The 11,712-nt window shown below is 72.4% G+C and carries 11 protein-coding genes; 7 read left to right on the plus strand and 4 right to left on the minus strand.

All coding sequences use genetic code 11. The features are described from left to right. Positions 1-20: 20 nt before the first annotated feature. The 4 genes from mltA to mltG all read left to right on the plus strand — a co-directional run bounded on the left by mltA (position 21) and on the right by mltG (position 4,493). Positions 21-1,217 (plus strand): murein transglycosylase A, encoded by a 1,197-nt coding sequence (gene mltA / locus MCBMB27_RS15450; protein WP_170861813.1) that lies wholly within the window; start codon positions 21-23, stop codon positions 1,215-1,217. After that, positions 1,214-1,849: a Smr/MutS family protein gene (locus tag MCBMB27_RS15455; RefSeq protein WP_075380804.1), complete on the plus strand. Its 636-nt coding sequence runs from the start codon at positions 1,214-1,216 to the stop codon at positions 1,847-1,849. The genes mltA and MCBMB27_RS15455 overlap by 4 nt, the downstream gene beginning before the upstream one ends. A 162-nt stretch (positions 1,850-2,011) precedes the next feature. Then, the gene (gene mutM, locus MCBMB27_RS15460) at positions 2,012-2,902 is read left to right on the plus strand and encodes a bifunctional DNA-formamidopyrimidine glycosylase/DNA-(apurinic or apyrimidinic site) lyase (RefSeq protein ID WP_075380805.1); all 891 of its coding nucleotides are present in this window, start codon (positions 2,012-2,014) and stop codon (positions 2,900-2,902) included. Positions 2,903-3,077: 175 nt separating this feature from the next. Next, positions 3,078-4,493 carry an endolytic transglycosylase MltG gene (gene mltG, locus MCBMB27_RS15465; protein WP_075380806.1) on the plus strand — a complete coding sequence of 472 codons (1,416 nt, stop codon included), beginning with the start codon at positions 3,078-3,080 and terminating at the stop codon, positions 4,491-4,493. Between the two features lie 71 nt (positions 4,494-4,564). Here the strand turns inward: mltG and MCBMB27_RS15470 are convergent, their stop codons facing one another. Next, on the minus strand, positions 4,565-5,188 hold the full coding sequence (locus MCBMB27_RS15470; RefSeq protein ID WP_236953004.1) for a PAS domain-containing protein: 624 nt from the start codon (positions 5,186-5,188) through the stop codon (positions 4,565-4,567). A gap of 255 nt (positions 5,189-5,443) precedes the next feature. On the opposite strand from MCBMB27_RS15470, the gene MCBMB27_RS15475 reads away from it, so the two are divergent. Further along, complete coding sequence (locus MCBMB27_RS15475; protein ID WP_043385162.1) at positions 5,444-6,301, plus strand: YicC/YloC family endoribonuclease; 858 nt, start codon at positions 5,444-5,446, stop codon at positions 6,299-6,301. A 52-nt stretch (positions 6,302-6,353) separates the two neighbouring features. Continuing rightward, positions 6,354-7,016, plus strand: a complete 663-nt coding sequence (gene gmk, locus MCBMB27_RS15480; RefSeq protein WP_043354630.1) for a guanylate kinase — start codon at positions 6,354-6,356, stop codon at positions 7,014-7,016. Between the two features lie 13 nt (positions 7,017-7,029). Here gmk and MCBMB27_RS15485 read toward each other — a convergent pair whose 3' ends face one another. After that, positions 7,030-7,476, minus strand: coding sequence for a DMT family transporter (locus tag MCBMB27_RS15485; protein WP_075380808.1), 447 nt, complete (start codon positions 7,474-7,476; stop codon positions 7,030-7,032). Between the two features lie 100 nt (positions 7,477-7,576). Here MCBMB27_RS15485 and MCBMB27_RS15490 point away from each other — a divergent pair, with 100 nt between their 5' ends. Continuing rightward, positions 7,577-8,470: a LysR family transcriptional regulator gene (locus MCBMB27_RS15490; RefSeq protein ID WP_075380809.1), complete on the plus strand. Its 894-nt coding sequence runs from the start codon at positions 7,577-7,579 to the stop codon at positions 8,468-8,470. Between the two features lie 5 nt (positions 8,471-8,475). On the opposite strand, the gene MCBMB27_RS15495 is transcribed toward MCBMB27_RS15490, so the two are convergent. Together MCBMB27_RS15495 and MCBMB27_RS15500 are read right to left on the minus strand one after the other, a co-directional pair. Beyond that, positions 8,476-9,069: a biliverdin-producing heme oxygenase gene (locus MCBMB27_RS15495; RefSeq protein WP_075380810.1), complete on the minus strand. Its 594-nt coding sequence runs from the start codon at positions 9,067-9,069 to the stop codon at positions 8,476-8,478. Next, complete coding sequence (locus tag MCBMB27_RS15500; protein WP_043354636.1) at positions 9,066-11,681, minus strand: histidine kinase dimerization/phosphoacceptor domain -containing protein; 2,616 nt, start codon at positions 11,679-11,681, stop codon at positions 9,066-9,068. Before MCBMB27_RS15500 ends, MCBMB27_RS15495 begins: the two co-directional genes overlap by 4 nt. Between the last annotated feature and the right edge of the window lie 31 nt (positions 11,682-11,712).

The raw sequence follows: 11,712 nt of genomic DNA on the forward strand, positions 1-11,712 counted from the left end.
CGTGCCGTGACGATCTTGCCGTGCCGATTCCCCATGCCCGGTCCGGAGCAGTCCCGGCCGCCCTCCTCGCGTTCCTGCTGAGTCCATCCGTGTCCGCCGCGCCGACGGCGGTCGGCGGTGCGGTCCTGAGCCCCGTCGCCCCGGCGGACCTGCCGGGCTTTCCCGGTGCGCAGGCGGAGGCGGCGCTCGACGCCTTCCGGCGGGTCTGCGCGGCACCGGCGCCCGCCCAGCCCCAGCCGGACGGCGTCGCGGGCGATCCGGCCGCCCTCGCCGAGGCCTGCACGGCCGCGGCCGGCCCCGTGCCGGACGCCGCCGCGTTCTTCCGCGAGCGGTTCGACGCCTTCCGCATCGATCGGCCCGGCGCGGATCGGCCCGGCTTCCTGACCGGCTATTTCGAGCCGGAGCTCACGGGCTCCCTCGCGCCCGGGCCGGATTTTCCGACGCCGGTGCTCGCCCGTCCCGACGACCTGATCTCCCTCGCCCCCGGCGAAACCCGTCCGGGGCTCGATCCGACCCTGCGCGCCGCGCGGGCCACCGCGGACGGATTTGCCCCCTATCCCGACCGCGCCGCCATCGACGACGGAGCCCTCGGGGCGCATGCGAAGCCGATCCTGTGGCTGCGCGACGCGGTCGATCTGCTGGTCTTGCAGGTCCAGGGCTCCGGGCGCGTCCGGCTACCGGACGGTCGCGCGGTGCGGGTGCTGTACGACGGCCGCAACGGACGCCCCTATACGGCGGTGGCCAAGCTCATCGTCCAAGAGGGGCATCTGCCGCTCGAGGGCCTGACGCTCGCCCGCTGGACCGGCTGGCTGCGCGCGCATCCCGAGATCGCCAAGCGCCTGATCCGCACCAACGCCTCGTACATCTTCTTCCGCCTCGCCCCGGTCGCGGATCCGGCTCTCGGGCCGCCCGGCGCCGCGAACGCGCCGCTCAGCCCGGGCCGCAGCCTGGCTGTCGATTCGACCCTCTGGCGGTACGGCCTGCCGTTCTGGCTCGCGGGGCCGCTGCCCGGCGCGGCGCAGGACGGAGCCCCGGACGCTACCGGGCGCCTCGTCATCGCCGCCGATACCGGATCGGCGATCGTCGGCCCTGCCCGCGGCGACCTCTTCGTCGGCACCGGTCCTGCGGCCGGCGTGGTCGCCGGAAACCTCCGCGACGCCATCGGATTCGTGGTCCTGTTGCCGCGCCGCGCCGCTGCGCCCGGAGCCGCACCGTGAGGCCCCCGCGCCGCGGGCGCCGCCTGACCGCGGGCGAGGTCCGCCTCTGGGACGCGATCGCCAAGCTGGTGACGCCGTTGCCGGGCCGCGCGTCCCCGACCCCCGAACTTCCCCCACCGCCGGCGCCCCCGACCGCCGCCATGCCGCCCCTGTCGGCCCCGATCCTGAAGCCCAGCGCGCCGCCAACCGCCAAGAGGCCGCGGGCGAAGCATCCGCCGAAACCGGCACCGGAGCCGCCGCGTCCGGCAACCGCCGCGCCGTATCAGCCGCCGCCGCAGCGCCACAGCCCGAGCACCAGCCTGGAGCGGACCGCCAAGGTCGGCCTGCGCCGCGGGCGACTGGCGATCGAGGCGCGGATCGACCTGCACGGGATGGTGCAGACGGAGGCCCATGCCGCGCTGACGGGCTTCCTGCTCCGGGCGCGGGCCGCCGGGCATTCCTACGTGCTGGTCGTGACCGGCAAGGGCGGACCGGATTACGCGGAGGCCTTCGCCGAGCGCGGGGTGCTCCGCCGCAGCGTACCGCACTGGCTGCGGGGGCCGGAACTGCGCGGCATCGTCCTCGGCTTCGAGGAGGCCGCCCGCCACCATGGCGGCGGCGGCGCGCTCTACGTCCGTCTGCGGCGCCGATAGGGGTCCGGAACCCGGCGCCGCACGGCGCGCAGCGGCCCGTTCACCGGTGTCCGCAGCCTGCGCGGCAAACCGCGCCGGAGCCGCGCGGTTGCGGCCCGGACCGATCCCGCCGATATCCGGAGCCGGCGCATGAGGCGCCACGCACGCAAAGTCGCGAGAGAGATGCCGGAGCTTCCCGAAGTCGAGACGGTGCGGCGGGGCTTGGCGCCCGCCCTGGTCGGAGCCCGCTTCAGCCGTGTCACCCTGCGCCGGGCCAACCTGCGCTTCCCCTTCCCGGATCGCTTCGCCGCCCGGCTGGAGGGGCGGACCGTCACGGACCTCGCGCGCCGGGCGAAATACCTCACCGCCGCGCTCGACTCGGGCGAGACCCTGGTCATGCATCTCGGCATGAGTGGGCGGTTCGACGTGGCCCTGCCGGACGGCAGCAACCTGTCGCCGGGGGATTTCTACCTCGAAGGGGCCCAGGGCACGCCCAAGCACGACCATGTGGTCATGGCGATGAGCACCGGCGCCACGGTGACCTACAACGACGCCCGCCGCTTCGGCTTCATGGATCTGGTCCCGAGCGCGGATCTCGCCCGCTGCCGCCACTTCGCTAGGATGGGCATCGAGCCCCTCGACGGACTGACGGGCGCGGTGATCGCGCAGCTCTTCCGCCACAAGATCACGCCGCTGAAGGCCGCCCTGCTCGACCAGCGCCTGATCGCAGGCCTCGGCAACATCTACGTGTGCGAGGCGCTGCACCGGGCGCGCCTGCACCCCGAGGCCCCGGCCGGGAGCCTCGTCCGGCCCGACGGGCGCCCGACGCCCAAGGCCAACGCCCTCGCCAAGGCGATCGTGAAGGTCCTGCAGGAGGCCGTGGAGGCCGGCGGCTCGACCCTGCGCGACTACGCCCACACGGATGGCAGCGCGGGGGCGTTCCAGCACGCCTTCCGGGTTTACGACCGAGTCGGATTGTCCTGCAGCCGGCCGGGATGCGGCGGTTCCATCACCCGCATCGTCCAGGCGAACCGCTCGACTTTCTTCTGCGCGACCTGCCAGCCCCCGGACTGACCGCAACGAACCTTGCGTCGAACCTTGCGTCGAACCGTGCGTCACTGCGCCGCGAAACGGCAATTTCGCCACAAACCCGGCTAGGGTCTAGCGCCTCGACGTGCGCACCCGGTTGCGGGCAGCCGATCCCGGCCCGCAACGCGTGACGGGTCGCGCGGGCCCAGACAGGATCCCGATGTTCTTCCGCCGCTCAAAGACGCCCGCGCCCGAAACCACCGCGCAGGATCCGACGGGCGAGCCCGCCCTGCCGCAACGGCTCTCGCCGCGCTCCCCCGGCGAGGCGATCAAGCCGACGGTCGCGCCCCCGCCCCCGGAGAAGCCCGAGCGCGAGCGGAGCGGCCTCGTGGGCCTCATCAGCGGAGCCCTGACCTTCGCGGTCGTCATCGCCATCGCGGCGATGATCGGGATCACGCTGTTCCAGCGGCAGGTGCGCGAGCCGGGGCCGCTCGCGACCGACAAGGTTGTTGTGATCCCGACCCACAGCGGAACGGCGGAGATCGCCGAGACCCTGAAGCGCGAGGGCGTGATCGACCATACCGGCCTGTTCGAGTTCGCCGCCCGCTTCGGCGGCCGGCCGGCGCTCCGGGCCGGGGAATACGTGTTCAAGGCGCATGCGAGCATCTCCGACGCCCTCGACACCATCGCCACCGGCCGGCAGGTCCAGCACGCCATCACCTTCCCGGAGGGCCTGACCTCCGAGCAGATCGTCAGCCGCCTCAACGACAATGACGTGCTCACCGGCGAGATCAACGAGATCCCCCCGGAAGGTTCGCTCCTCCCCGACACCTACAAGTTCGAGCGCGGGACCACCCGTCAGCAGATCGTCAACCTGATGAAGGCCAAGCAGCGCGAGGTTCTGAACCAGATCTGGCTGCGGCGCAGCGCCGACGTGCCGGTGCGGACCCCGGCCGAGATGGTCACCCTCGCCTCCATCGTGGAGAAGGAGACCGGCCGTGCCGACGAGCGGCCCCGGGTGGCCGGCGTCTTTATCAACCGCCTGAACAAGCGGATGAAGCTGCAATCCGACCCGACGATCGTCTACGGCCTCGTGGGGGGCCGCGGCACCCTCGGGCGCGGCATCCTCCGGTCGGAGATCGACCGGCCGACGCCCTACAACACCTACGTCATCGAAGGCCTGCCGCCGGGGCCGATCGCCAATCCCGGCCGGGCCGCCCTGGAGGCGGTGGCCAACCCCTCCCGGACGAAGGACCTCTACTTCGTGGCGGACGGCACCGGCGGCCACGCCTTCGCCGACTCCCTCGAGGCGCATCAGCGCAACGTCGCCCGCTGGCGGGCCGTGGAGAAGAGCCGGCAGGCGCCGCCGGACGCCGTCGACAAGGTCGAGCCGGGTCCGGACCCGGCGACGCCGGGCCGCGCCTCGGCCTACGCGCCGGGCGGTGCGCCTGCGGCCAACGGGATCAACACCAACGCGGCCTTCGCCGCGGATACGGGCGCGCCGGGTTCGCGGGCCTTCGACGCCTCCGAGGGCACGCGCCTCGACCCCCTGAAGAACCGCAGCTACGACCTGGGCTCGCCCAAGACGGTACCGGCCCTGAGCGAACCGGCCCCGGCGCCCCGGGGCCGGCGCTAGGGATTAGCTCCGACCGGACTGCTGCGACGCGTCGTCAGACGTGACGCAGCCGCGCCGGGCTCACGCAGGGCTCAATGCGCCTTCGGGTTTCGCGGGCGCCGCTGCCCGTTCGGAGGAGGACCCGACAGGGACGCCGCGATCTGGCGTCCCAGCTCATACAGCAGGGCCTCCAGCAGCGGCTGCACCCGCTTCGCCTCGTCGAGCCCGAGATCGCCGAGGCGCTCCCACAGACGCATCGCGCCATCCGCCATCTGCTCGACGACGGAGCCCTGCTCGGCCGGCGCCCCGAGAAAGCCCGCCGGGGGCTCGAACGGCCCCTCGGTCCGGCTGTCGGTGATGTCGATCACGATCCCACGCCCATAGACCAGCCCGTCCGCGCGGCGCTCGAACCGGCCGCGGGCCAGCACCCAGCGTACGAGCCCGGGGGCGGGCACGATGCGATGCTCCCACGCGAAGAGGCCGCCCTCGTCGCGGACACGGCGGCGCTGAATCTGGTCCCGGGCGAGGTCCTCCGGATGGAAGAGCGCGGAGAGCTGCTCCCAGCTCACGCCCTGCGCCGCCTCGGCCTCGGTCAGCCCGAAGATCCGGGCCATCGTCGCATCCCCGCGCACGCGTCCCAGATGCGGCACGTCCTCCCACATGCCGACGCCCAGCGCGGACATGCCGAACGGCGTGAGCGCGGACCTGGTCAACACTGATCGTGGCATGCGCCATCCGGGTTCTTGTGAAAACGACCCGGACCTACGAACACAACTTGATCTTGAAATGCAATGTTGGCGGCGTCGTACGAAAGTCGATCCGTGACGTCCTCGGTGGCGCGGGGGCGACGGGACCCGCGCGCGGGCCGGGATGGGTCCGTAGCAGGGACCGGCCTCTTCCCCGTGGAGAGATCCGTGCTACAGGCCCCGATCTTCACGGGGACGGGGGTCGGCGTGGCCCAGATCACGAGCATGACCGGTTTCGCCCGGGCGGCCGGCAGTACCGGACCGGTCCACTGGGTCTGGGAGGTCCGCAGCGTCAACGGGCGCAGCCTCGACGTGCGCACCCGTGTGCCGGCCGGCTATGACGGGCTCGGCGAGACCGCCCGCACCGCCCTGCAGAAGACCCTGACCCGCGGCCAGTGCCAGCTGACCCTGACGCTCACCAAGCCGGAGACCACCGCGCGGGTGCGGATCAACGAGACGCTGCTGGCGAGTCTCGCCCAGGCGGTGGCCCGGGTGCCGGTCCCCGAGGGCGTGGCCCCCGCCACGATGGACGGGCTGCTCGGCGTCCGCGGCGTGATCGAGGTCGAGGACGAGGCGGCGGACACCGACGCCCTCGCCCGGGATCTGGCCGCAGGCGTGGTCCAGCTGGTCGCGGATCTCGTCGAGGCCCGCCGCGCGGAGGGGCGGCAGCTCGAACAGGTCGTCATCGGCCAGGTCGACCGGATCGCCGCGCTGACCGAGGCCGCGGAGGCGAATCCCGCGCGTCAGCCCGAGGCCGTGCGGGCGCGTCTGGAGGCGGCCGTCGCGGCGCTGGGCGGCAGCGGCCTCGATCCGGACCGTCTGCATCAGGAGGCGATGCTGCTCGCCGGCAAGGCGGACGTGCGCGAGGAACTGGACCGGCTTCGGGCCCATGTGACGAGCGCCCGGGAGCTGCTGGCGGCCGGCGGCGCGATCGGCCGGCGCCTGGACTTCATCGCCCAGGAGTTCGGCCGCGAGTCCAACACGCTGTGCGCCAAGGCCAACGACATCAGCCTGTCGCGGATCGGCCTGGACCTGAAGGCCGTGGTCGAGCAGTTCCGCGAGCAGGTCCAGAACATCGAATGATGCCGGATCAGGATGTGAGAGTACGGATGCGAAACGTCGGGGAGCCACGCGCATGACCGAGCAGGGTGGGAGCGTCTCCGATTCCATCGCGCGGCGGGGGTTGATCCTGATCCTCTCCTCGCCCTCCGGGGCGGGGAAGACGACCCTGACGCGGGCGATCGCCCAGGATCCGAGCTGGGCGCTGGACCTGTCGATCTCCGTGACCACGCGGGGGCGCCGCCCCTCCGAGATCGACGGGCGACACTACCACTTCATCGATCGCGAGGCCTTCGACGACCTGCGCAACCGGGACGACCTGCTCGAATGGGCGGAGGTCCATGGCAATTTCTACGGCACGCCCCGGCGGCCGGTGGAAAAGGTGCTCGGCTCCGGCCGGGACATGATCTTCGACATCGACTACCAGGGCACGCGGCAGGTGCGCTCCAAGCTCGCCCAGGACGTGGTGACGGTCTTCATCCTGCCGCCCAGCATGGCCGAGCTGCGCCAGCGCCTGGAGCGCCGGGCGGAGGATTCGGCCGAGACGATCGAGAAGCGTCTCGCCAATGCCCGGACCGAGATCCAACGCTGGGTCGAGTACGACTACGTCATCGTCAACGACGACCTGCAGAACGCCTTCCGGGCCCTCCAGGGCATCCTGGCGGCGGAGCGGCTCCGGCGGACGCGCCGCACCGGCCTCACCACCTTCGTCGAGGGGTTGCTGGCGGAGACGCCGTGACGCGGACCCGGCTCTACCGGCGGATCAGCACGACGCCGCCGATCAGGAGCGCGACCCCGAAGAGGCGGGGCAGATCGACGGGCCGTTGCGCCAGGCCGAGCAGGCCGACCTGATCGAACAGCAGCGAGGCGAGCATCTGGCCCGTGACCAGAAGGGCGAAGAAGGTCGCTGCGCCGAGCTTCGGGACGAGCAGGATGGCGAGCCCGATGAACAGCGCGCCGAACAGGCCGCCGCTCCAAGTCCACCACGGGATCCGCCCGGCCACGCTTACGGCCGGGGCGGGATCGCGCAGGGCTACGGCGAGCAGAGCCATGCAGGCGAGACCGACGGCGTAACTGGAGACGCCAGCCCAGGACGCCGAGTCGAGGCCCGCGCGCAGGTTGGCGTTCAGGATCTGCTGCAGGACGAGTCCGGCGCCCGCCAGGACGGCGAGCAGGGCGGAGAGTGCGAAGGCGAGCATCGAGAACGGGCCTCTCGGGTCAGGGTGCCGGGCCTCATTGACAACCGGCACGGTCGATGCCGTCAAATGCCGCCAAGACCCGATTCCATGCACGTTCGGCATGATCAACCCCGCGCATCTCGACCTCTTCCGCGCCGTGATGCGTCACGGCGGCATGACGCGTGCCGCCGAGGTCCTGGGGATCGGTCAACCCCACATCAGTCGTGCCATCGCACAGCTCGAGGCGACACTCGGCTTCACGCTGTTCGTGCGCGGCCACGGCAGCGCCCTCCCGACCCCGGAAGGCGAGGCCTTCGCCCACGAGGTTGCGCAGACGTTCGCCGGGCTGGATCACCTGCGACAAGCCGCGTGCCGCATCCGCGAGCGCGGCACCGGCGGTCTCCGCGTTGCCTGTCAGCCTTCCCTGGCCGCCGGGCTGCTGCCCCGCGCGATCCGGCGGCTCGACGCGGAATGCCCCGGTCTCCGCATTTCCGTCCACGTCCCGAGCCCGGACACGATCTGGTCCTGGGCCGCCTCGGGCCAATGCGATCTCGGACTGGCCCGGCCGCGGTCCGGCCATGCGGGCGTGATCGCCGAGACATTCCTGCGGGTCGCCGCCGTGTGCGTGCTGCCCCGCGGGCACGCCCTGGCCCGCCGACGGGCCATCACGGCGGCGGATCTCGCCGATGTGCCGTTGATCGCGGCCGGATCGAGTCCCGTGCAGGCGGCGACCGAGGCGGCCTTCGCGCAGGCCGGCGTGACCCCGCATTTCGCCCTGATGGCCGAGTACACCGCGGCGCGCTGCGGCCTCGTCGCCGAAGGTCTCGGAGTCGCCATCGTCGACCCGGTCCCGGCCCGGGCTCTCGGCGGATGGCCCATCGTGCTGCGGCCGTTCCGGCCCGAGATCCCCATCGAGACCGTGCTGGTGCGGCCGGCGGGACGGCCGCCGGGGCGCCTCGCCGAGCGGCTGATGGTCCATCTGGCGGCGGAGCGTGACGCCCTCGGCGCACGCTGATCGGCTCAGGCGGCGACCGGAGTCTCCGGACCGGGACCGAGCCACGCGCCCATCGCCGAGAAGGTCGACACGGCCGCGCCGGTGAGCGCAGCCTCCGCGGCCGGGTCCTCGCCGAAGATCTCCAGGCGCGTCCGGAAGGCCGCCCACATCGCCCCCGCGGCGGGCCCGTGCGCCCGGTAATAGGCGAGGCCAGCGCCGGAGAAGCCGTGCAGGCCGGCGATGTGGCGGCCGATCAGCTGGCCGCCCAATGTCGAGCCTTCCAGCACGTAGAGCGCGCCCATGGCGGCGGCCGGTCCGTCGAAGACCAGGGAAGTCGGTCGCGGGAGCGCCGCGACCGCGGAGGGCGTCAGGCCGAGATGGTCGAGATCGGCGGCGAGGCGCGTGAGACGGCGGCGCGGCGCCAGGAAAACCTCATCGGCGAGCCCGGACCCGATGGCGGATTCCCAGACCGCGTGGAACCCGTAGAGACGCCCCAGCAGGTTGCGATAGCCGCTCAGGGTCGCGACCCGCGCCTGCCAGTCCAGGGACGCCTCCAGCGCCCGGTGAGCCGGATCGGTCGCGGCACGCAGCCGCGCATGCAGGCCGTCGCGGGTTCTCACGCGGTGATCGTGAAGCAGGCGCCGGGATTGTTGGCGACGGTGAGCTTGGCGTTGATCTGATCGAGCATCGCCCGGATCAGCTTCATGCCCAGTCCCGAGCCCTTGCTCCGCGCCTTGGCGTCCGCCCAGTCGTCGGGCAGGCCCGATCCGTCGTCGCAGACCCGCAACTGGACCTCGCCGGGGCCCGATGCCGAGACGCTGACCTCGACACGGCCACCGCCTGTCGGGTTGGCCGCATACTTGAAGGCGTTGGTGACGAGTTCCGTCGCGATCAGCGAGAGCGCCACCGCCTTGCGGTAGGGCACCATCAGGCCCGGCTCCGCAGAGAGATCGACGGCATGCCCGTCGCCTGCCAGCCCCGCGAGGTCGTTGCACAGGCTCTCGATGGTCTGGCCGAGATCCACCTCGTCGAACCGGTCGGCCTGGTACAGGCTGTCATGCACCCGCGCGACGCTCATCACCCGCGCGGAGGTGTCGGCGAAGGCCTGCCGCGCCTCGCCGTCGGCGATCTGGCGCCGCTGCATCTGCAGGAAGGCCGAGACGATCTGCAGGGAGTTCTTCACCCGGTGGTCGATCTCCCGGGTGAGCAGATCCTTCTGCTCGAGGAGGCGCTCCTTCTCGGCGAGCAGGCCGGTGAGCTCGTCGATCTTGCGGCGTTGGCGCAGCACCACGCCCTCGACGGCCTCCGCCAGGGAGCCGGCGAGGTGGACCTGCCATTCCGCCCAGGGCGCGGCGAAGCCGGTGCGCTCCTCGACCCAGCGCTCGAAGGAGCGGCGGGGCAGCACCGCCACCGGGCCGCTGCCGGCCAGGACGGGCTTGCGCGGGTCGCCACCCCAGGTCACCGTGCTGGGCACCTCCGGCCGGAACCACAGCAGCAGGTTCTCGCGCGAGGCATCGACGAAGACGGCGAGCAGGCCGCTGGCGATCTCCCGATGCGGACCCGCCTCCGGATAATCCGCGGTGAAGCTGTCGCTGCTGTAGGCGACCTCGCCCGCCGGCACGCCCGCCCGCAGCCAGCCCGCGATCGCCGCCACCATGTCGACCGGCGGCGTCCGCCCGATCCCCGTGACCCGGTCGCCTGAAACGATGCCGGCGCCGGTGGCGCCGAACAGGTCGAGCAGCGTCGTCGTGCCGCCGGTCAGGGCCGCCACGAAATCGTCGGATCGGGTCAGGCCGCGCACGAGACGCCCCTCGACGTCGAGATGGGCCTGCCGCTCGGCCCAGAGCCGGCGCGATTCGATCTCCTGCACCCGCATGGCGAAGGCGTCGGTCAGCACCGTGGCGGCCGCACGGGTCTCCGGCGTGACGTAGTGCGGGCGGCGATGATGCCCGATCATCAGGCCCCAGAGCCGCCCCTCGACCATGATCGAGATCGACATGGAGCCGTTCACGCCGAGATTGCGCTGGTACTCCAGGTGGATCGGCGACAGCGTGCGGTGCTGGGCGAAGGTCAGGTCGATCGGGCCGTTGCCGGCGCCGGGCGCCGAGACCAGCCCGACGGGCACGCTGTCCCGATCGATGACGAAGCGGCTCTTGGCCTTGGTGTAGAGGGCCCGGGCCTGGGCGGGGATGTCGGAGGCGGGGAAGCGCAGGCCCAGCAGGCTGCGCGACCAGTCGGGCACCTTGTCCTCGGCCACGGCCTCGCCGTTCCAGTCCGTGTCGAAGCGGTAGACCAAGACCGCCTCGAAGCCGGTGAGCGCCCGGATCTCGAGGGCTGCGATCCGGGCGATATCCGCCAGGGTCCCCGCCTCGCGCAGGCGGCCGACGGCGAGTTCGGTATCGGCCTGACTGGCGGTGGCGAAATCGTCGGCCGAATCGGGCTCCAGCTCCATCTCCACGATGAGGCGGCCGGCATGGGCATGGGCGACGGCGTGATAGGCGGTCCCGCGGCCCGGGAATGCCAGGGTCCGGCGCAGGGACGCGCCGTCATGGAGGGTCCCGCGCGCCAGACGGGCGCGGATCGCCGCCACGAAATCCGCCGGCAGCACGTCCGCGAGGGGGCGCCCCGCCAGAGGCGGCTCGATCGGATCGACGATCTCGCCGACATTGGCCGAATAGGCGACCACCAGGAGCGTCCCGGCGTCGGCGGCGAGCATCACGGCATTGGGCTGGATCGAGCCCGGGATGTGGATGGGCTCACGCTCGCACAGGCTGGCATCCACCGGCTCGGCGCGCACCCGCCGGCCGATCGCCGCCATGACGGCCTCGCGCGAGTGGTCGGCCCCGAGGCTCTCCACCGGATCGATGGTCAGCCATGTCACCGGGCTGCCCCCGGCGATCTGGCCATGGCGCATATGGATCCGGGCCCGCAAAGGCTGCGGCAGCCGGCCGAAGACGTAGTCGAAGGTCTCGTCCAGCGTCCCGCGGCGGGCCCCTGCCAGAAACCGGCCCCGGAAATTCGGCACGTTGGTGCCCGGCATCACGTCGCGGAAATAGTCCCGCCCCAGCACGGCCTCGCGCGAAAGGCCCGAGATGGCGCTCGCGCCCTCGCTGAAGGCCACGACGGTGCCAGCCGAATCGAGCCCGATCACGCCCTGGTCCAGGCGGTCGAGCGCGTCCGGCGCGATGGCGTCGAGATCGACGTCGGTATTGGGGGCCTGGCTGGGCGGCATCAGGAGCGAAACCGGCTCATTCAACTGGGTA

This window comes from Methylobacterium phyllosphaerae (genome assembly GCF_001936175.1).
GTDB classification, from domain to species: domain Bacteria; phylum Pseudomonadota; class Alphaproteobacteria; order Rhizobiales; family Beijerinckiaceae; genus Methylobacterium; species Methylobacterium fujisawaense.